Origin of the sequence: Cupriavidus pauculus (assembly GCF_003854935.1) — a bacterium.
Lineage (GTDB): Bacteria > Pseudomonadota > Gammaproteobacteria > Burkholderiales > Burkholderiaceae > Cupriavidus > Cupriavidus pauculus_C.
In genome coordinates, this window is the sequence record NZ_CP033969.1 from 2,274,973 (window position 1) to 2,295,390 (window position 20,418).

Genomic DNA, 20,418 nt, shown 5'->3' on the forward strand with positions numbered 1-20,418 from the left:
ATGAATCGACTGATTTCCTTTGCCATTGGCCTGTTCATCCTGCTGGCCGTCGTGTCGTCGATGCTGTTCGTGGTCGACCAGCGCCAGTACGCCGTGGTGTTCGCCTTCGGCGAGATCAAGCAGGTCGTGCGCGAGCCGGGCCTGCATTTCAAGCTGCCGCCGCCGCTGCAGAACGTGGTCTTCATGGACCGCCGCCTGCAGACGATCGACGTAGCCGCCAACGAGCGCTTCCTGACCGCCGAGAAGAAGTCGATGGTCGTGGACTGGTTCGTCAAATGGCGCATCACCGATCCGCGCAAGTTCTTCGTCGCCTTTGGCGGCAACGTGCGCGGCGCCCAGGACCGCATGACGCAGCGGATCGACGCCGTGGCGCGCGAGGAATTCGGCAAGCGCACGGTGACCGACGTGGTGGCCGGCGAGCGTGAAAAGGTCATGCAGAACATCCGCGTCGGCATGGCCGAGTACGCGCAGTCCGTGGGCGTCGAGATCCTGGATGTGCGTCTCAAGCGTGTGGACCTGCTGCCCGCGATCAGCGAGTCGGTCTATCGCCGCATGGAGGCCGAGCGCAAGCGCGTGGCCAACGAACTGCGTTCGACCGGCGCCGCGGAAGGTGAGAAAATTCGTGCCGACGCCGATCGCCAGCGTGAAGTGGTGCTGGCCGAGGCGTACCGTGATGCCCAGATGGTCAAGGGCGAGGGCGATGCCAAGGCGTCGCAGATCTATGCCGATGCCTTCGGCCGGGATCCGAACTTCGCGCAATTCTGGCGCAGCATGGAAGCCTACCGCAGCACGTTCCGCGACAAGGGCAACGTGATGGTGCTGGAGCCGAACTCCGACTTCTTCCGCTACATGCGGTCGTCGGGCGGCAACACGGCGCCGGCCGCGTCAGGCGGCAAGAAGTAGCGCGCACGGCGCGCACCGGGCATCGCGTCTGACGACAGGTGCCCCGAAACGCAACATTCGACAGAACCCCGGTCCGCCGGGGTTTTGTCCGGCTGGAGGGGTGCATCCCGCCGGCCAGGTTTTTGATAGAAGAGACCCCCATGTCCAACCGCTGGCTCCTGCCTGAAAACATTGCCGACGTCCTGCCGTCGGAAGCGCGCAAGATCGAAGAACTGCGCCGCCGCATGCTGGACCTGTTCCGCACCTATGGCTACGAGCTGGTCATGCCCCCGATGCTGGAGTACCTGGAGTCGCTGCTGACCGGTACCGGGCATGACCTGGACCTGCGCACGCTGAAGCTGGTGGACCAGCTTTCGGGCCGTACGATGGGCCTGCGTGCCGATATCACGCCGCAGGTGGCGCGGATCGACGCGCACCTGCTGAACCGTCCCGGCGTGACGCGCCTGTGCTATGCCGGCAACGTGCTGCACGCGCGCCCGGCCGGGTTCCACGCCACGCGCGAGCCGATCCAGATCGGCGCGGAAATCTATGGCCATGCCGGCCTGGAAGCAGACGTCGAGATCCAGGAGCTGATGCTGGCTGCACTGCAGGTGGCGGGGCTGCGCGACGTTCGCCTGGACTTGTGCCACGCTGGCATCCTGGAAGCGCTGCTGGCGGCGCTGCCGTCGGTGCGCCAGATCGAGGACGCGCTGTTCGCCGCGCTGGAAACCAAGGACGTGCCGGCGCTGCGCGAACTGACGCAGGGCATGCCGGAGACCGAGCGCAATGCGCTGCTGGCGCTGCCGACGTTGTACGGTGGTGTGGAAGTGATCGAAAAGGCCCGCCAGACGCTGCCGGCCAGCCCGGCGATTGGCCGAGCGCTCGATGAACTGGCCGCACTGACCGCCCAGGTGCGCGGCGCGAGCGTGAATATCGACCTGTCCGATTTGCGCGGTTACCACTATCACAGCGGCGTGATGTTCACGGCCTATGTGGCGGGCCTTCCGAACTACGTGGCCCGAGGCGGCCGCTACGACAAGGTGGGCGAGGCGTTCGGCCGTGCGCGGCCGGCCACCGGGTTTTCGCTCGACCTGCGCGAGGTGGCGGCGCTGTCGCCCGTGGAAGTGCGCGCCCAGGCGGTGTACGCGCCGTGGGATGCCGATCCGGCGCTGCGCACGACAATTGCCGCGCTGCGCGCCGCAGGCGAGATCGTGATCCAGTCGCTGCCCGGCCATACGCATGAACTCGACGAGTTCAACTGCGACCGCCAGTTGCAGCGCCAGGGCGACACCTGGGTGGTCGTGCCGCGCTGACCTGTTTGTTTCCGAGCCGGCCATATCGTGCCGGCGTCTCCAGTTGCTCTCGCATGACGTTTGCTGCCCGTGGCGTCCCATGATCGCCCGGAATGGATCCCAAACGTCTGTGACACGGACGTGTGAAAAGCCGGAACCGTAGAACAACGAGAGTAGAATACGTTTTTAACCTTCTGACCAATTCAACATGTCCGCATCCGCAGTAGGCCAGGGACGCAATGTCGTCGTGATCGGAACCCAGTGGGGTGACGAAGGCAAGGGAAAAATCGTCGATTGGCTTACCGATCATGCAAAAGGCGTGGTGCGGTTCCAGGGCGGCCACAACGCTGGCCACACGCTCATCATCGGCGGCAAGAAGACCATCCTGCGACTGATCCCGTCGGGAATCATGCGCGAGAGCACCGTCTGCTACATCGGCAACGGCGTCGTGCTGTCGCCCGAGGCGCTGTTCCGTGAGATCGAGGAACTGGAGGGCGCCGGCCTGCAGGTGCAGAACCGCCTGCGCATTTCCGAAGCCACCACGCTGATCCTGCCGTACCACGTGGCCATCGACAAGGCGCGCGAAGCCCGCCGTGGCGCCGCCAAGATCGGTACCACGGGCCGCGGCATCGGCCCGGCCTACGAGGACAAGGTTGCCCGCCGCGCGCTGCGCGTGCAGGACCTGTTCGATCCGCAGCATTTTGCCGAGCGCCTGCGCGAGAACGTGGACTTCCACAACTTCATGCTGACCCAGTACCTGGGCGCCGAAGCGGTGGACTACCAGCAGATCCTGGACGAAATGCTGGCCTACGCGCCGCGCCTGAAGCCGATGGTGGCCGATGTGTCGGCCGAGCTGTACGCCGTGAACGCGGCCGGCGGCAACCTGATGTTCGAAGGCGCCCAGGGCACGCTGCTGGACGTGGACCATGGCACGTACCCGTTCGTCACGTCGAGCAACTGCGTGGCCGGTGCGGCCGCCGCAGGTGCCGGGGTCGGCCCGGGCCGCCTGAACTACATCCTCGGCATCACCAAGGCCTACTGCACGCGCGTTGGCGCCGGTCCGTTCCCGAGCGAGCTGTACGACAACGACAACCCGGCCCGCCAGGACGCCGTGGGCGTGCGCCTGGCCAACGTCGGCAAGGAATTCGGCTCGGTTACCGGCCGTCCGCGCCGCACGGGCTGGCTCGATGCCGCCGCGCTCAAGCGCTCGGTGCAGATCAACGGCGTGTCGGGCCTGTGCATGACCAAGCTGGACGTGCTGGACGGCCTGGAGGCGATCAACCTCTGCGTCGGCTATGAACTGGACGGCAAGCAGGTGGACATCCTGCCGCGCGGCTCGGACGCCGTGGCGAACTGCAAGCCGATCTACGAGGAATTCCCGGGCTGGAACGAGTCGACGTTCGGCGTGAAGACCTGGGACGCGCTGCCGGAAGCGGCCCGCGTGTACCTGAAGCGGATCGAGGAAGTGGTCGGCATTCCGATCGACATGATCTCGACCGGCCCGGACCGCGACGAGACGATCCTGCTGCGCCATCCGTACCAGGTCGCCTGACGCGACGGAAGTCTCCGTGAGCATGACCGTGGCGCCATGAGCGTCGCGGCCTCACAAAAGCCATTCGGCCCGCGACCAGCGGGCCGATGCTTTATCAAACGGGCCCGACGCGGCCCATAGCAGAAAAGACGCCATGAACCTGCCAACCAATGACGAAGAGAACCTGTGGGTCTCCTGGGATGAATACCACCGCCTGATCGCGCGTCTGGCGCTGAACGTGCACGAGTCGGGCTGGAAGTTCGACAAGATCCTGTGCCTGGCCCGTGGCGGCCTGCGCGTGGGCGACCAGATGTCGCGGATCTTCGACGTGCCGCTGGCCATCCTGGCCACCAGCTCGTACCGCGAGGCAGCCGGCACCCAGCAGGGCGACCTGGACATCGCGCAGTACATCACGATGACCCGTGGCGAACTGTCCGGCAAGATCCTGCTGGTCGATGACCTGGTCGATTCCGGCGTGACGCTGGAACGCGTGGGCCGTCACCTGAAGGAGCGCTATCCGGCCGTGACCGACGTGCGTTCGGCCGTGCTCTGGTACAAGGCGTGCTCGAAGGTCGAGCCGGACTACCACGTGACGTTCCTGCCGTCGAACCCCTGGATCCACCAGCCGTTCGAGGAATACGACACGCTGCGCCCGCACAATCTGGCTGCCTGGCTCAAGCGCGGCAAGCGCGCCAGCCTGCTGGAAGACGACAGCGCCGCCTGACGCGCGGCGCCGCGCCGGCCCACGCTCCCGCACGGGGAGGGTGGGTCCGGGGCATCAGTACCCCACCGTAAAATGCTCCCGCACATGCCTGGGCTGCTCGATTTCGTCGAGCATGGCGATGGCATAGTCTTCCATGGAGATCCAGCTCTTGCCGTCTGCGGCGGTGAGCAGATCGTCCTTCCCCAGGCGGAACCGGCCCGTCCGTTCGCCCGGCGTGAACAGGGCGGACGGCGACAGGAACGTCCAGTCCAGCGACGTCTCGCCCCGCAACGCATTCAGAAAATCGCGACCTGCCGACGCCTCGGCCTTGTAGGCATCGGGAAAGCTCGGCGTATCGACCAGTTGCACGCCCGGCGCCACGTACAGGCTGCCCGCGCCGCCCACCACGAGCAGACGCCGCACGCCCGCCGCCTTGACCGCCGCGGTGATCTGGGCCGCGCTGGTCTGCAGGAACCGCTCGGTGCTGATGACGACGTCGTGGCCAGCCAGGGCCTGCGTCAGGGCCGGGGCGTCGGCGATGTCGACGTCGCGGGTCGTGACGCCGTCGCGGGCGGGTAGTGCCGACGCCTTGCGGGCGAGGGCGGTCACTGCATGGCCGCGCCGCACAGCCTCCTCGGTCAGGCGGCTGCCGACGTTGCCGGTGGCACCGATGATGGCGATCTTCATGTTCGACTCCTTTTGGATCAGGATTGATGTGAAACCATATCGGTTACACATTGGGGTAAAAAAATCAGCGCTTGCGGCGCCGGGCCGCATGTTCGACCTCGTCGAGCATGCTGGCAATCGTGATGGCCTGCAGCGAGGCATCCATGGCCGCCTGGGCGCGATCGGCCACCGTCTGCAGCGCGCCCGTGATCTCGCGGCCGACCATGCACGCCGGATTAGGCGCGCTCTGGTGCAGCGTGATCAGCGCGGTGGTCTCGGTGGCGCGGAACACGTCGAGCAGCGTGATGGCGGACGCCGGCCGCGCCAGCATCGCGCCGCCGGTGCTGCCCATCGTCGTCGTCACGAACCCCGCCCCGGTCAGCGCGCTGATCATGCGCCGGATCAGCGCCGGGTTGGTACCGACGCTGCCGGCGATCATCGACGACGGCACCGGGCCTTCGGCCTGTGCCAGCAGGGTAAGGATATGAACGGCGACGGCGAACCGGCTACTGGTGCTCATGCGGAAATCTCAATGTGAAACCATAATAGTTACAGATGCCCTGGCCGTCAACCGGTGATTTGGCGGCACAGGCCGATGTATTTTTGGCGATGGAATGGGGGAAGATGGCGAGATAATGCCGGAATCGACACTGAAACTGATACACTCATCCACGGCTCGCTGTAAGAAACGAGCGATGGACAAGGCAACGAGAGGAGAGGGTTTGAACGATTCGGCGACGCAAAAACAAAAAACCCGCAACGTGCGTTGCGGGTTTCTCGCTGAATCTCTGGTGCCCAGGAGAGGACTCGGTCACCGGGGCGCGACCCCGGGGTTGCGCTGGCAGGCGCAACCCATTCGAGTCCCCGCGGGACGTCCTCAAGGATGTCCCTTCCTGGGCGTACAAATGAAAAGACCCTGCTCGTGGAGCAGGGTCTCGAAGATGGTGCCCAGGAGAGGACTCGAACCTCCACAGTGTTGCCACCGCTAGGACCTGAACCTAGTGCGTCTACCAATTCCGCCACCTGGGCAGGTGTCGAAACAACCGAAGCGGCCATTATAGCGACCGTCAAACGTTTGTCAAATAGTTTCGAGAAAAATTGAATCAGAACAACTATCCGATCCCCAGCCGGGAAGAAATCCTCGGCGTACTGAGAACTTCGGGGTCGCCCCTGTCGGCCGGCGATATCGCCAAGGCCCTGGCCGTCACGCGCAAGGAGCATGACGGCTTTCAGAAACGGCTCGCCGCCATGGAGCGCGACGGCCAGATCGAACTGAATCGCAAGGGCCGCTACGAGCTGGCCCATCAACCGAACTTCGTGGTCGGGCGCGTGCAGGGCCATCGCGATGGCTTTGGCTTCCTGATCCGCGACGACGGCGAGGACGACATCTTCCTGCCCGAGCGCGAACTGCAGAAGGCCATGCACAACGACCGCGCGCAGGTGCGCGTGGTGGGGTACGACCGTCGCGGCCGTCCCGAGGGGCAGATCGTCGAGATCGTCGAGCGCGCCAACCGCTTCGTGATCGGCCGCCTGCTGTCCGAAAACGGCGTGCTGGTGGTGGCGCCCGAGGACAAGCGCATCGGGCAGGACATCCTGATCCCGCCCAAGGCGCAGGGCAAGGCCCGCGTCGGCCAGGTGGTCAGCGTCGAGCTGGTCGAATGGCCGGACCGCTACGTGCAGCCCGTGGGCCGCGTGGTGGAGGTGCTGGGCGAGATCGACGACCCCGGCATGGAAATCGAGATCGCGGTGCGCAAGTACGGCGTGCCGCACGAGTTCTCGGCCGCCGCCGCCAAGGAAGCCCAGGCACTGCCCGACGAGGTGCGCGACGCCGATCTGGATCACCGGATCGACCTGCGCGACGTGCCGCTGGTGACGATCGACGGCGAGGATGCGCGCGATTTCGACGACGCGGTCTACTGCGAGCCGGTCAAGATCGGCCGCACCAAGGGCTGGCGCTTGATCGTGGCAATTGCCGACGTGTCGCACTACGTGCGGCCCGGCACGCCGCTGGACGCCGACGCGCTGGACCGTGCCACGTCGGTTTACTTCCCGCGGCGCGTGATCCCGATGCTGCCCGAGAAGTTGTCGAACGGCCTCTGCTCGCTGAACCCGAACGTCGACCGCCTCTGCATGGTCTGCGACGCCGTGATCACGGCCAAGGGCGAGCTGAAGGGGTACCAGTTCTACCCGGCCGTCATGCACTCGGCCGCGCGGCTGACCTACAACGAGGTCTGGGCCGTTCTGTCGAACACCAAGGGCCCGGAGGCGCACAAGCGCGCCGAGCTGGTGCCGCACCTGCAGAACCTGTACGAACTGTTCCAGGTCCTGCTCAAGGCCCGGCGCGAGCGCGGCGCGATCGACTTCGACACCACCGAGACCTACATCGTCTGCAACGCGCAGGGCAAGATCGAGCAGATCCTGCCGCGCACCCGCAACGACGCCCACCGGCTGATCGAGGAATGCATGCTGACGGCCAACGTCTGCGCGGCCGACTTCCTTGAGCGCTTCAAGCATCCGGCGCTGTTCCGCATCCACGCGGGGCCGAGCGAGGAAAAGCTCAAGAACCTGCGCGAATTCCTGCGCACGGCCGGGCTGTCGCTGGGCGGTGGCGACAAGCCGCAGGCATCGGATTACGCCGAGGTGATGGACAAGATCAAGTCCCGCCCCGACGCGCCGATGCTGCAAACGATGCTGCTGCGCTCGATGCAGCAGGCCGTCTACAGCCCGGACAACATCGGCCACTTTGGCCTGGCGTACGAGGCCTACGCCCACTTCACCAGTCCGATCCGCCGCTATCCGGACTTGCTGGTGCACCGCTCGATCAAGGCGATCCTGGCGCATACGAAGTACCGCCCGGCCTTTGTGACGGGCACCGAGCTGAACACGCAGATTTCGCCGAAGGCACGCCGCATGCAGGCGGCCGACGCCGAGAAGCGCGCCGAGAACGCCGCCGCCCGCGCCCGCCGCGACGAGGGCATCTGGGACGAACTGGGGCTGCACTGCTCGGCCAACGAACGCCGCGCGGACGAAGCCTCGCGCGACGTCGAAGCCTGGCTGAAGTGCTACTTCATGCGCGACAAGCTCGGCAGCGACTTCGCCGGCACGATCAGCGCGGTTACCTCGTTCGGCATCTTCGTGCAGCTCGACGAGCTGTACGTGGAGGGGCTGGTGCACGTGACCGAACTGGGCAGCGACTACTTCCAGTACGACGAGGCGCGCAACGAACTGCGCGGCGAGCGCACCGGCATCCGCTACCGGCTGACCGATCGCGTGCGCGTGCAGGTGTCCCGCGTGGACCTGGACGCGCGCAAGATCGACTTCCGCCTGGTGCAGGAGCCGTCGGCCAAGACGCTGCGCGCCCGCGCCGGCGTGCCCGAACAGCCGCGCGTACCGGCCGCCCACGCGGTGCCGGCGCGCAAGAAGGGCCGCCAGCTGGCGGCGCTGCTGGGCGGAACGTCGAAGCCGGAGGAATCGTTCGACGAAACGCTCGACCGCGTGATCGAAGAGCAACCCGTGTTCGAAGCGGTGATCACGCCGGTCAAGCCGCGTGAAGCCAATGTCGGACATGCCGCACATCCGGGCCGCAAGGCGCCGGCCGGCAAGCCGGAAAAGCGTGCGGCCAAGCCCAAGCCCGCGCACCTGAAGACGCCGCGCAAGGCGGCGGCCAAGCGGCCGGCCAAGCCGGCTGGCAAGACGGGACGCCCGGCCCGCAAGCGGTAAGCAAATCGGCGTTGTGGAAAGGCCATGGCGGGTACAATGCGCGCCATGGCCAAACACAAACTTCTGATCGGCTTTCACGCCGTCAACGCCCGCCTGCGCCAGAACGCGCAGAGCGTCTCCGACATCTACATCGAAGCGAACCGCAAGGACCGCCGCATGCAGGACTTCATCCGCCTGGCGGAGAGTCTTGGCGTGACGCTGCATCCCGTCGACGCCGACCGCCTGCGCGGCATGGCCGGCACCGACCGCCACCAGGGCGTGGTGGCACGCGCGGACGATATCTCGCTGGCGCTGAACCTGGACGAACTGCTGGACGGCATCGAAGGCACGCCGCTGCTGCTGGTGCTCGATGGCGTCACCGATCCGCATAACCTCGGCGCGTGCCTGCGCGTGGCCGATGGCGCCGGCGCCCATGCCGTGATCGCGCCGAAAGACCGCAGCGTCGGCCTGAACGCCACCGTGGCGAAGGTTGCCAGCGGCGCGGCCGAAACCGTTCCCTATATCACCGTGACCAACCTGGCCCGCACGCTGCGCGAGCTGCAGGAGCGCGGCGTCTGGGTCGTCGGCACGGCCGACGGCACCGAGAAGGCGCTCTACGACGTGGACCTGAAGGGCCCGACGGCAATCGTCATGGGTGCGGAAGGCGAGGGCATGCGCCGCCTGACGCGCGAGACGTGCGACGACCTGGTCGCCATCCCGATGGCGGGCGGCGTGGAAAGCCTGAACGTGTCGGTGGCCAGCGGCGTGTGCCTGTACGAGGCGGTCCGCCAGCGCCGGGGCTGACGCATGGCCGGGGATGCCGCCACGCTGGAGCAGGCCCGCACGTGGATCGCCACGGCGCAAAACATCTTCGTGCTGACCGGCGCGGGGATTTCCGCCGAGTCGGGCGTACCGACGTTCCGCGACGCGCTGACCGGCCTCTGGGCCCGCTTCGATCCCGAGGAACTGGCCACGGAGGTCGCCTACCGGCGCCAGCCGGCGCTGGTGTGGCAGTGGTACCAGCACCGGCGCGAGCTGGTGGCGGCGGCCCGGCCGAATCCCGCGCACTACGCGCTGGCGGCGCTGGCCAGGCAGAAATCGGTAACGCTGATTACGCAGAATATCGACGGGCTGCACCAGCAGGCCGGCAGCGAGCACGTGGTGGAGCTGCACGGCAACCTGTTCGCCAACAAGTGGCTCGATAGCTGCGGCCGGTGCGACACCGTGCCGCCCGTGGCCGGCGATCCGCCGCACTGTGCGCTATGCGGCGCGATGATGCGCCCCGGTGTGGTCTGGTTTGGCGAGGACCTGCCGCGCGTGGCCCGCTTCCGGGCCGATCACGCGGCGCAGACGTGCGATCTCTGTCTGGTGGTGGGGACTTCGGGACTGGTCTATCCGGCCGCGGCACTGCCGGGCCTGGCGAAAGAGCACGGCGCCCGGGTCATCGTCGTGAACCCGCAGCCGTCGGCGCTGGACCAGACGGCCGACCTGGTGGTGTCGGCCGCGGCCGGTGACGCGCTGCCAAAGCTCTGGCCGCCAGCCACCTGACCCTCGGCCCTTCGGCCTCCCGCCCCCTCAGGCCCCTCAGGCTCCTCAGTTCCTTCAGCCCGCCAGTTCGGCGACGAGCTTTTCCAGCTTGACCGCGTCCGCCGCAAACAGGCGGATGCCTTCCGACAGCTTCTCGGTCGCCATCGCATCCTCGTTCAGTTGCCAGCGGAAAGCCGCCTCGTCGGCGGCGATGCGCGCGATGTTGGCTGCCTGCGCCTGCTCGACCGACAGCTTGCGGTCGACCTGGGCGTCGCTGGCCGCCAGTTGCTCCAGCAGCTCGGGGCTGATCGTCAGCAGGTCCGATCCGGCCAGCGACAGGATCTGACCCGTGCTGCGGAAGCTGGCGCCCATGACCTCGGTCGCGTAGCCGAACTTCTTGTAGTAGTCGTAGATCTGGCGCACCGAGCGGACGCCGGGGTCGTTGTCGCCGGCATTGGCGTCGGCGTCCCACTTGTCGCCGGCCTGTTTCTTGTACCAGTCCAGAATCCGGCCGACGAACGGCGAGATCAGTTGCGCGCCGGCTTCCGCGCACGCCACGGCCTGGGCCAGCGAGAACAGCAGTGTCATGTTGCAGCGGATGCCGTCACGCTGCAGGATCTCGGCGGCCTTGATGCCTTCCCAGGTCGACGCAATCTTGATCAGCACGCGCTCGCGCGCCACGCCGCGCTGCTCGTACAGGCCGATCAGGTGGCGCGCCTTGGCGACGGTTGCCTGCGTGTCGAAGGACAGCCGCGCATCCACCTCGGTCGACACGCGGCCGGGCACGATCGCCAGGATCTCGCAGCCGAAGGCGATCAGTAGCTGATCCATCACCGCTTCCACGCCGGCGGCACCGTGATGGTCGCGCGTGGCCTGTTCCAGCAGGGGCCGGTACTCGGGCTTCTGGACGGCCTTGAGGATCAGCGACGGATTGGTGGTCGCGTCCTGCGGGGTGTACTGCTTCATGAGCTGGAAGTCGCCGGTGTCGGCGACCACCGTGGTGAACTGCTTCAGTTGTTCGAGCGCGTTCATGGTCTGGGTTCCGTCTGGAAGAAGTCGGCTGGAAGGGCGCCGGGAATGGGCCATTGTAACGGCGTCGCGCCAGGCGGCAACCGGTTCGGCAACGCCGGCGCGGTATTCCCGGCCAGGGCGGGGCCGCCGGCCGCGATCCGCTACACTACGCGCTTTCCCAACGCTTTTCTGGCTGTTGTCATGACTCAGGATGAACTCAAGGCGCTGGTCGCGCAAGCTGCCGCGGACTATGTGAAGCAGGAAGTGCCCGAAGGGGCCGTGCTCGGCGTGGGCACGGGCTCGACCGCCAATCTCTTCATCGACGCCGTGGCGGCGTTCAAGGAGCGCTTCAGCGGCGCCGTGTCCAGCTCCGAGGCGTCCACCCGCCGCCTGCAGCAGCACGGCTTCAAGGTGCTGGACCTCAACGAGGTGGACAGCATCCCCGTCTACGTCGATGGCGCCGACGAGATCGACGCCTCGGGCGCCATGATCAAGGGCGGCGGCGGCGCGCTGACGCGCGAGAAGATCGTCGCGGCCGTGGCCGACCGCTTTGTCTGCATCGCCGATGGCAGCAAGCTGGTGCCCGTCATGGGCACGTTCCCGCTGCCGGTGGAGGTGATCCCGATGGCACGCGCGGCCGTGGCGCGCCAACTGGCCGCGCTGGGCGGCCAGCCGCGCCTGCGTATGACCAAGGAAGGCGGCATCTACAAGACCGACAACGGCAATGTGATCCTCGATGTCGCCGGGCTGAAGATCGACGATCCGAAGGGTCTCGAATCGCGCATCAACCAGCTGCCCGGCGTGGTGACGGTGGGCCTGTTCGCGCTGCGTGGCGCCAACGTGCTGCTGCTGGGCACCGAGCAGGGCGTGCAGCGCACCGACTACTGAGCGGATGCCCCCGCGCGGTCAGCCGGCCAGCCCGTGCTCGACCGCGTAGACCGCCACCTGCACGCGGCTGGCGAGGTTGAGCTTCTTCAGGATGTTCTGCACGTGGATCTTCACCGTGCTCTCGGCCACGCCCAGTTCCCGCGCAATCTCCTTGTTGCTTTCGCCCCGCACCAGCCCGTTGACGATGTCGCGCTCGCGTGCGGTCAGCGGCGCGCTGTCCTGGCCGCGCCCGGGCGGGACCGGCACTGGCGGTGCCCGGAACTGCTGCACCAGCTTGGCGGTCATGGCCTCGGAAATCACCGGTTCTCCGGCCGCCGCGCGGCGGATGGCGCTGGTCAGCGCCTCGGTCTCGATGTTCTTGAGCAGGTAGCCGCGCGCGCCGCTGCGTAGCGCCGTGGCCAGTTCCTCGGCTTCCTCCGATACGGTCAGCACAATCACGGCGCTGTCCGGCAGGTCCTCCACGAGCAGTTGCAGCGCTTCCAGCCCCGACAGCCCCGGCATGTTCAGGTCCAGCAGGATCACGTCGGGCCGGTGCTGCTTGGCGCGCTTGATGCCCTCCACGCCGTCGGCCGCCTCGTCGACGATCTCGAAGTCCGTCTGCCGCTGCAGCAGCGCCCGGATGCCCGACCGGAACAGCGTGTGGTCGTCGATCAGCAGGATACGGATGGTCATGATGCGGGTTCCTCCTGTGGCGCCTGGCGCCGTTGCCCGGCGGGCGGGGCGCCGCGCGACGGGGGCATGTCGTCGCGCGGCAGGGTCAGTTCGATGCGGACGCCCAGCCCCGGCCGGGCGTCGATGGCCAGCCGGGCGCCCAGCCGTGCCGCGCGTTCGCGCATGATGTGCAGGCCGATATGGCTGGCGTCGCGCTGCGCCAGCCGGCTCGCGTCGAAGCCGTCGCCATCGTCCTGCACCACGAGCTGGAACACGCGGCCGTGGCGGATCGTGATCGTCACGTGCTCGGCCATGGCGTGCTTGCGGACGTTCGACAACGCCTCCTGCAGGATGAACAGCACCTGCAACTGGTGCTCCGGCTGCAGCGGCAGCCCCTTGTCATCCATCGTGAGCGTGGCCTCGGTGCGGCACTGGCGCCGGAAGCGCGCCACCGTTTCCTCCACGGCCGGCCGCAGGTCGCCCGTGGTCAGCCGCGAGCGGAAGTTGTGCAGCAGTTCGCGCACATCCTGGTAGCTTTCCTCCACGCCATGCCGCAGCAGCGGGATGATGTCGTGCACCTCGGCATCGGCGCCACGCTCCACGGCGTCTTCCAGCAACTGCACTTGCAGATTCAGAAAATTCAGGCCCTGCGCGATGCTGTCGTGCAGCCCCTGCGCCACGAGATTGCGCTCTTCCACGACGGCCAGTTGCCGCGCGCTGGCCGACAGTCGAACGTGTTCGAGCGCGGTTGCCAGGTGCTGGGCCATCGTTTCCAGCAACTGGCGGTCCGACGGCGGCAGTTCGCGCGCCACGCGGAAGTGCAGCGTCAGCGTGCCGGCCGGGCCGTGCAGCGTGTCCAGCCGGAAGGCGGCCATCGACAGGAACCCTTCGCTGCGGCACGGCGAGAGCGCGCCGTTCGACGGGGCAGGGACGGGCATCGCTTCGGCAAACATATCGGGCAGCACGGCCCGCCGCAGATCCGCCACGGTGACGATGCCGGTGTGCGTGGCGCGGCCGCAATGGCAGGCGTCGATGTCCGCGCAGTGGTCGTTGTCGGCCAGCGTGGCCGACAGCCCGACGGCCGCCAGCCGATGGAGCCGCCCCTGCCGCGCGTCGTAGACCCGGACCGTGCCGCCATCGGCGCCAAACTGCTGCAGCACGCGTTCCAGAAAGCCGCGCGCCAGCGTTTCCGCGTCGCCGGCCTGGTTCAGGAACGCGGCCATGTCGTACAGCGATTCGAGGTCGCGGTTCTGGCGCGCCAGTTCGGCGGTCTTGCTGGTCACGCGCGCGGCGAGGTCGTGGTAGAGGTCCTGCAGCTCGGCGGCCATCCGGTTGAAGCCGGCGTTCAGCGTGCCGAACTCGTCGCGCGTTTCCACCGGCAGCCGCAGCGAGAACTCGCGGCTGGCCATGCGGCGCAGGCCATCCTGCAGCCGCAGCACGGGCAGGATGATCCAGAGATAGAGCAGGTAGATCACGGCCACCGTGCCCACGCACGCCATCGCCGCCAGGCCCACCTGGGACAGCCGCAGCATGTCGGTCTTGCGCGCGCTGTTCTGCTCGATCTGGCCGACCAGCCGGTCCGCCTGGTCGACGAAGCCGGGCAGCGCCTGCACGTAGGCGGCGGCCTGCCCCGCCAGCGCCATCGGCTTGAGCCGCTCGGACCAGTCGGCCAGCACGGCTTCCAGTTGCGCATGGATCGCCGGATCGTCGGGCACGAACAGCGGCCGCGCCGGATTGCCCTTGCGCAGTTGCGCCAGGGTGCGGTCCAGCGCGGCAATTTGGCTGGTCAGGGTATGGGGTTTGCCGGCTGCCGACAGCGACAGTTCGATGGCGACGCGATTGGCGCGCATCCGCAGGCTGCCGGCATCGTTGATGGCGGCGCCGGCACCTTCGAGCTTCCACGACAGGTAGAGCGTGCCGGCGATCATCGCCAGCACGGCAAGCAGCGACACGAGCGACAGCAGGATGATCCGCGTCGACAACCGGTAGCGCAGCGGCGTGAGCTGCACGGTTTCGGACACGTGAGCCGTGTCCGGGAAGGCTGCCGAGGGAGGATCGGATGGGCCGTCGGGTGTCTGGGATGCCTGGGGCGGGGATTCGGTCGAGGGGTGGGAGGCGAAAGCTGACATGGATGCAGGCTGGCGCAAGGGGGCGGGCACAACCTCGCGCTGATTTTCGGCCCGTCGGGGCCTGCCGTTTCTGCGCCAGATCAATAAGTCGGCGATCGACGGCCGACTGTGGCGTAGATGACCCGCCGCTATTGAAGCGGCCCGCCACGGCGGCGGACAATCGGCGTTTTTCGACGCCGACTGGCGCGGGCGATCCCCATGAAGGCCGTCAATCTCGATTACGCGCGCACCCCGCGGCCTGCCGTGGTGTTCGGTTGCCTGATGCCCGCCCCGTGGCTGGGCGCGGCCGCCGGGCTGTTGCTGGCGCTCGGGCCCGCCGACGGCTTGCCGCACCGCTTTGCGCCGCTGGCGCTGGCGTCGGTCCATATGGTCGCGTTGGCGATGCTGCTGCCGGTGATGCTTGGCGCACTATTCCAGATGATGCCGGTGATCGCCCGTGTGCCGGTGCCGCGCGTGCGATGGATCGCACCGTTCGTCGCCCTGGCCGGAGTTGGCATGGCGACTGCCTTGTCGGCCGGCTTCCTCGGCGCTGGCGGTGCGGCCTTCCGCTGGGCCGCCGCGATGGCGCTGTTTCCACTCGCGGTGGCGATGGTCCTGCTGACGGCGGGGCGGCGCGTGATGCGCGTCGATGCCACGACGCGCACGCTGGCATGGATCGGCGCGCCGTTGCTGGCGACAGTCGCCGCAGGCATCGCATTGGCGGGCACGCTCGGCGGCTGGTGGCAGTTGCCGGTATCGACAGTGCTGCCCCTGCACGTGGCGTGGGGGCTCGGCGGCTGGCTGGGCGCCCTGGTGACCGGCGTGGCAACGACCGTCCTGCCGATGTTCTGGCAGGCGCGACGCCTGCCGGCCTCGCTGCAGCGCTGCCTGCCGATGGCGCATTGGCTGTTGCTGCTGGCTTTCAGCCTCGCCGTCGTGACGGCAGGCGAGGGCGCCATCGCCCGCTACGCGCTGCTGCCGTACCTCGCTTTCATCGTCATCCTCGGCATGGCGATGCTGATCACACTGCTGCGCGCCCGCCGCCGGCACGACCCGCATTGGCTACTCTGGCTCACCGCATCGGCCAGCATGTCCACCGCCGCGACGCTGGCCGCCGTCGCCCAGTTCCATCCCGCGCCGGCATTGCCATGGGTAATCGGCGTCCTGGCCCTGATCGGCTGCGGCGCGCTGCCGGTCACGGCCATGCTCGGCAAGATCGTCCCGTTCCTGGTGTGGCTCCATCTGCGCCGCATGCTACCGCCGCGCGCAAAGATCCCCGTCATGCAGGCCATCATCCAGCCCCACCGCCAACGCCAGCAAGCGATGGTGTTGCTGGCAGCCTTCGCAGCACTGCTCGCGCTGCCCATGGCACCGGAAGCGCTGGCGAAGGTGGGGGGATGCTTGTTCGCGGCTGCTAACGCGATGCTGGGTGTCCAGTTGCTAGGCGCGCTGCGGCGCATGTGGGTTGTGCGTCGGCAGTGTGGGGTGTGGGGGGGTGGGTAGCAGTTTTTTTGCTGAGCCCAACGAAAGAATCTTCGCGCCCCACATTGCCGGTGAACGCGCGGCTAATTGTCAATATCTTCGTATGCTTCCGTTTCCATGTTGGAGTATGCATTCTGATGTATTGAGGCATCATTGGTGCAATGTAAGGAAGACACTCTTTTACGCGCCTTGTATATCACCATCCCCGCGCTTGTTCGCGGCCCGTCATCGTGTCTGACGACCCGGTCATACAAGTAGTAATCGTATTTGCCTCTTGAAAATCTGATGTGCGCCTCGCCGCCGCCAGCATAAGGGGTGTTGCTGAAATAGAATCGTGTCTTCGGCTCCGCGCCGGCATCAGATACTTCGAGATCAATCCCTGATTTCCTGGCGTGGCGATATATAAACGATCGGCTGTCCTTCGTCTGGCATATCGCGGCGGTTCTATTCGCCAGTTCGCAATGGAAGATGACGGTCTCGCTTGACGAGCACAGGCCGCTATCAGCTGAACTTGCTCCTGACCACGAGACGCATACGAAAGCTGCGGCGATGCGTAGTCTTCGCATTACTCAGTGCACAGCCCTGGGTCCTCAGGTGAACCGATCATGTTCACCCCTCAAACACCCACCACCGCCACCCCATTACCCCCTGCCACCGCCGCTGGCTTCTCGCCCGTCAGCAGGTAGTGCATCAGCTCGGCCACCGGGCGGATGGCTTCGCCGAACGGTAGCTTGCCTTTGCCGCGGAAGAACAGCCCGCGCTCGACGTCGCCGCGGACGGCCTGGGCGAGTTTCAGGTCGATGCAGAACTGGCCGATCTTTGCCACGCCGTCGCGCAGGCCGCATGCTTGCAGGCAGTCGAATCCTTCCAGGCAGTCGCGCGGCTTGGCACGGCGCTGCAGGCGGGTTTCGCTGGCCAGGTAGCGGGACAGCCACGGTGTCAGCACGGCCCGGGCGGGCAGGCCGGCGACGCTGGTGAACTCGCGGATGTCGTCGGGAGATGCCGTCGCCAGGACCTGCTTGAATGCGGGATGGGCGTCCGATTCCTCGGTCACGGCGAACGCGGTGCCCAGCTGCACGGCGGCGGCGCCTTCGCCCAGCCAGTGGCGCACCTTTTCGTGTGTGTTGATGCCGCCGGCCAGGATCAGCGGGATGCTGTCCCATGCCAGGCCGAGCGAATGGAACAGTTCGCGGCACTCGTTCAGCACGCGTCCGAACGAGAAGCGTTCGTGGCCGAGGTCCTCGATCGTCGCCGCGCCAAGGTGGCCGCCGGCGTGTGCCGGGTGCTCGATGACGATGGCGTCGGGCAGCCGGCCCTTCTTCATCCACCGGCGCAGTACCAGTCCGATGCCGCGCGTCTCGGACAGGATCGGAATCAGCGCCACCTTGGGATGGCCGGCGGCCAGTTCGGGCAGGTCCAGCGGCAGCCCGGCGCCCATGACGATCGCGTCGGCGCCGCTCTCGCAGGCTTGCCGCACCATTTGCGCGTGGGAGCCGACAGCCTTCATCACGTTGACCGCGATCAGGCCGCGGCCGGCCGACAGCGCGCGCGCCGCCTGGATCTCGCGGTCCAGCGCCACGCGGTTGGCGGCCTCGATCTTCTCCTTGTCCCGCGTGCCACGTGTCCGGGCCATCAGGTCGGGATGATGGTGGCGCAGGTCGATGCTGGCGATCGTGCCGACGCCGTTGTGGGCGGCCACGGTGCCCGCCAGCCGATGGGCGGAGATGCCGATGCCCATGCCGCCCTGGACGAGCGGCAGCAGGCGTCGGCCGGCAAGTTTCAGCCAGAGATCTTTCATGTGTCCATTCCGGAAAGTGTTGGGTCGACGTTGGACCGTGCCGCCTTGCCGTCCGCCTCGCCGTCCGTGCGGGCGCCGTCGCGGCGCCGGGTGGGGCGCAGCCGGTTCCTGATGCCGCCCGGATGGGCGGCGGGCAGCGGGCAGACCAGCGGCAGGAAGCTGTCGGCGCGGTCCGAGTAGGCCAGCAGCGCCCCGGCGGCGATGTCGAAGTACCAGCCGTGCAGCGTCAGCGCACCGCGCTCGCGGGCATCGCGCACGAACGGGAACGATTCGAGGTTGCGTAGCGATACCAGGATCGATGCCTGCTCGCACGCGTGCTGGCGCTGGTCGGCGCTGGCGTCGGGCATGGTCTGGTCCACGAGGTGCCGGGCCGGTGCGGCAATCCGCACCCACGGGCCGATAAAGTCCTGCCGCGGCGCCGGCGTGTCGCCGTCCGCCGCGGGCCGGGCCAACAATGCGCGAATTCCGCCGCAGCCGCTATGACCCATGACAATGATCCGGGCCACGCGCAGCTGCTCCACCGCGAACTGGATGGCGGCGGACACGCCGTGCAGCCGCCCGCTCTCGGTTTCGTGGCACGGCGGCACCAGGTTGGCCACGTTGCGCACCGTGAACAGGTCGCCCGGGTCGCTGCCCAGCAGCAGCCCCGGGTCGACGCGGGAATCGCTGCAGCCGATCAGCAGGGTCTGGGGATGCTGGCCGGCCCGCAGCGCGTCGTACAGGGCCGGCGCCTCCTCGAAATAGTGCTGCTGGAAGCGCTCGAACCCTTTCAGCAGGCGCTCGATCGCGTGCATCCGGGCCCCTCAGCGGCTGCGCACAAGCTGCCAGGCCCGCCCCAGGTACGTCACCGAGGCAAAGCCGCTCCACACGTGCACGAGCCGCGTGAACGGGAAGATCGCGAACAGCGAGATGCCCATGAACAGGTGCGCCTTGAAGATCAGCGGGGCATCGGCGACGTAGCTGGCGGCATCGGCGCGCAGTGTGACGATGTGCTGGGCCCAGGTCATCAGCTGCAGCATCATGTGGCCGTCCATGTGGCTGGCCGACGCGAAGATGGTCGACAGCCCCAGCAGCAGCGTCACCAGCAGCCACAGCAGCAGCACCTTGTCGCCGGTGCGGGTCACGGCGGAAACCCGCGCGTTGGTCAGCCGGCGATGCAGCAGGATCAGCAGCCCGGCCAGGCACATCGTGCCCATCACGCCGCCGGCCACCATCGCCACGCCCTGCTTGAAGCCGTGGGAGACGCCCAGCGCGTCCCACACCGCCACCGGCGTCAGCAGCCCGACCATGTGGCCGAAGAACAGGCCCAGGATGCCCACGTGGAACAGGATGTTGCCCATGCGCAGGTTGCCGCGATAGAGCACCTGCGAGCTGTCGGACTTCCAGGTGTACTGCTCGCGCTCGAAGCGCGCCAGGCTGCCGAACAGGAAGATGGCCGCCGCGATGTACGGGTAGATGCCGAACAGGAACTGGTGGACCAGGTTCATGGTGAGGGTCCTCGGATGTCAGGGGTTGATCGGGGTCGGCGTGGCGCGGTCGCGCGGGTAGAAGCGCACGGGCTCCACCTCCGGCTTGCGCGCCAGCAGCGGTTCCACGCCGTCGGCGCCGGGGCCGAAGGTTTCCAGCGCCTCGTCCATGTCGCGCACCGGTGGGTCTTCCTGGGGCTGCGGCTGGGTGTCGGTCAGCGTGCGCAGCACGTGGAACACCGCCGCGTACGGGCTTTCGTTGCGCGCCAGGCGGTCGCCGATGGCGGCCAGCACGTGGATCGCGTCGCCCAGCAGTTGCTCGGCGCGTTCGTCCTTGCCGTCCATGACCAGCGCGCCCAGGTATTCCAGGAACAGCGGCACGTAGTCGGGCAGCTCGGCCGATGTCATGTCGAAGCCGTCGCGCCGGTATTCCTCCAGCAGGTCCACCATCGCCTGGCCGCGGTCGCGGCTCTCGCCGTGCACGTGCTCGAACAGGTGCAGCGAATGCGCCGGGTTGCGGTCGAAGGTGGCCACGTAGTTTTCCTGCAGGCGGATCAGCGGCTCGTGGCGCAGCACGTCCAGCAGCGGCGCCAGCATGCCGCGGGCCTGCGGCCACTCGGCCAGGGCCCAGTCGATGTCCCCCAGGCCGTCCAGCAGTGGCTGCTCGGGGTAGCTCAGCACGGCGCTCAATACGCGATGAATCGTCATGGTCGT

18 protein-coding genes and 1 tRNA gene are annotated in these 20,418 nt (G+C 67.5%); 9 read left to right on the top strand and 10 right to left on the bottom strand.

Going from position 1 to position 20,418, the window contains the following annotated elements; genetic code table 11:
• The 4 genes from hflC (at position 1) to EHF44_RS12250 (ending at position 4,429) form a co-directional block, all read left to right on the top strand.
• Entirely contained in the window at positions 1-903 is a 903-nt protein-coding gene (gene hflC / locus EHF44_RS12235) for a protease modulator HflC (RefSeq protein ID WP_124683977.1), read from the top strand.
• A 140-nt stretch (positions 904-1,043) separates the two neighbouring features.
• On the top strand, positions 1,044-2,195 hold the full coding sequence (locus EHF44_RS12240) for an ATP phosphoribosyltransferase regulatory subunit (RefSeq protein WP_124683978.1): 1,152 nt from the start codon (positions 1,044-1,046) through the stop codon (positions 2,193-2,195).
• Between the two features lie 187 nt (positions 2,196-2,382).
• Positions 2,383-3,726, top strand: a complete 1,344-nt coding sequence (locus EHF44_RS12245; RefSeq protein WP_124683979.1) for an adenylosuccinate synthase — start codon at positions 2,383-2,385, stop codon at positions 3,724-3,726.
• A 133-nt stretch (positions 3,727-3,859) separates the two neighbouring features.
• Positions 3,860-4,429, top strand: a complete 570-nt coding sequence (locus EHF44_RS12250) for a phosphoribosyltransferase (protein WP_124683980.1) — start codon at positions 3,860-3,862, stop codon at positions 4,427-4,429.
• 54 nt (positions 4,430-4,483) lie between these two features.
• Here EHF44_RS12250 and EHF44_RS12255 read toward each other — a convergent pair whose 3' ends face one another.
• The 3 genes from EHF44_RS12255 to EHF44_RS12265 form a co-directional block, all read right to left on the bottom strand.
• On the bottom strand, positions 4,484-5,095 hold the full coding sequence (locus EHF44_RS12255) for an NAD(P)-dependent oxidoreductase (protein ID WP_124683981.1): 612 nt from the start codon (positions 5,093-5,095) through the stop codon (positions 4,484-4,486).
• Between the two features lie 64 nt (positions 5,096-5,159).
• Positions 5,160-5,594 carry an Rrf2 family transcriptional regulator gene (locus tag EHF44_RS12260; RefSeq protein WP_124683982.1) on the bottom strand — a complete coding sequence of 145 codons (435 nt, stop codon included), beginning with the start codon at positions 5,592-5,594 and terminating at the stop codon, positions 5,160-5,162.
• A 422-nt stretch (positions 5,595-6,016) separates the two neighbouring features.
• A tRNA-Leu gene (locus EHF44_RS12265) sits at positions 6,017-6,103 on the bottom strand.
• Between the two features lie 69 nt (positions 6,104-6,172).
• Here EHF44_RS12265 and rnr point away from each other — a divergent pair.
• The 3 genes from rnr to EHF44_RS12280 are packed head-to-tail and all read left to right on the top strand — an operon-like array spanning position 6,173 to position 10,321.
• Positions 6,173-8,794, top strand: a complete 2,622-nt coding sequence (gene rnr, locus EHF44_RS12270) for a ribonuclease R (RefSeq protein WP_124683983.1) — start codon at positions 6,173-6,175, stop codon at positions 8,792-8,794.
• Positions 8,795-8,839: 45 nt separating this feature from the next.
• A complete protein-coding gene (gene rlmB, locus EHF44_RS12275; RefSeq protein ID WP_124683984.1) occupies positions 8,840-9,577 on the top strand; it encodes a 23S rRNA (guanosine(2251)-2'-O)-methyltransferase RlmB in 738 nt (245 codons plus the stop codon).
• Positions 9,578-9,580: 3 nt separating this feature from the next.
• Positions 9,581-10,321 (top strand): SIR2 family NAD-dependent protein deacylase, encoded by a 741-nt coding sequence (locus EHF44_RS12280; protein ID WP_124683985.1) that lies wholly within the window; start codon positions 9,581-9,583, stop codon positions 10,319-10,321.
• Between the two features lie 54 nt (positions 10,322-10,375).
• Here EHF44_RS12280 and tal read toward each other — a convergent pair whose 3' ends face one another.
• Positions 10,376-11,332, bottom strand: a complete 957-nt coding sequence (gene tal / locus EHF44_RS12285; RefSeq protein ID WP_124683986.1) for a transaldolase — start codon at positions 11,330-11,332, stop codon at positions 10,376-10,378.
• Positions 11,333-11,512: 180 nt separating this feature from the next.
• Here tal and rpiA point away from each other — a divergent pair, with 180 nt between their 5' ends.
• Positions 11,513-12,199, top strand: coding sequence for a ribose-5-phosphate isomerase RpiA (gene rpiA / locus EHF44_RS12290; RefSeq protein ID WP_124683987.1), 687 nt, complete (start codon positions 11,513-11,515; stop codon positions 12,197-12,199).
• An 18-nt stretch (positions 12,200-12,217) separates the two neighbouring features.
• On the opposite strand, the gene EHF44_RS12295 is transcribed toward rpiA, so the two are convergent.
• The gene (locus tag EHF44_RS12295) at positions 12,218-12,871 is read right to left on the bottom strand and encodes a response regulator (protein ID WP_124683988.1); all 654 of its coding nucleotides are present in this window, start codon (positions 12,869-12,871) and stop codon (positions 12,218-12,220) included.
• Entirely contained in the window at positions 12,868-14,871 is a 2,004-nt protein-coding gene (locus tag EHF44_RS12300) for a type IV pili methyl-accepting chemotaxis transducer N-terminal domain-containing protein (RefSeq protein WP_253699819.1), read from the bottom strand. Before EHF44_RS12300 ends, EHF44_RS12295 begins: the two co-directional genes overlap by 4 nt.
• A 306-nt stretch (positions 14,872-15,177) precedes the next feature.
• Between EHF44_RS12300 and EHF44_RS12305 the strand changes: the two genes are divergently transcribed.
• The gene (locus EHF44_RS12305) at positions 15,178-16,461 is read left to right on the top strand and encodes a hypothetical protein (RefSeq protein WP_124683990.1); all 1,284 of its coding nucleotides are present in this window, start codon (positions 15,178-15,180) and stop codon (positions 16,459-16,461) included.
• 595 nt (positions 16,462-17,056) lie between these two features.
• On the opposite strand, the gene EHF44_RS12310 is transcribed toward EHF44_RS12305, so the two are convergent.
• From EHF44_RS12310 to narJ, 4 genes are read right to left on the bottom strand one after another with little or no spacing between them, the layout of a single operon-like run.
• Positions 17,057-18,238 (bottom strand): NAD(P)H-dependent flavin oxidoreductase, encoded by a 1,182-nt coding sequence (locus tag EHF44_RS12310; protein ID WP_124683991.1) that lies wholly within the window; start codon positions 18,236-18,238, stop codon positions 17,057-17,059.
• Complete coding sequence (locus EHF44_RS12315) at positions 18,235-19,032, bottom strand: carbonic anhydrase (RefSeq protein ID WP_124683992.1); 798 nt, start codon at positions 19,030-19,032, stop codon at positions 18,235-18,237. Before EHF44_RS12315 ends, EHF44_RS12310 begins: the two co-directional genes overlap by 4 nt.
• A gap of 9 nt (positions 19,033-19,041) precedes the next feature.
• On the bottom strand, positions 19,042-19,725 hold the full coding sequence (gene narI / locus EHF44_RS12320) for a respiratory nitrate reductase subunit gamma (RefSeq protein WP_124683993.1): 684 nt from the start codon (positions 19,723-19,725) through the stop codon (positions 19,042-19,044).
• Positions 19,726-19,743: 18 nt separating this feature from the next.
• On the bottom strand, positions 19,744-20,412 hold the full coding sequence (narJ, locus tag EHF44_RS12325; RefSeq protein WP_124683994.1) for a nitrate reductase molybdenum cofactor assembly chaperone: 669 nt from the start codon (positions 20,410-20,412) through the stop codon (positions 19,744-19,746).
• Between the last annotated feature and the right edge of the window lie 6 nt (positions 20,413-20,418).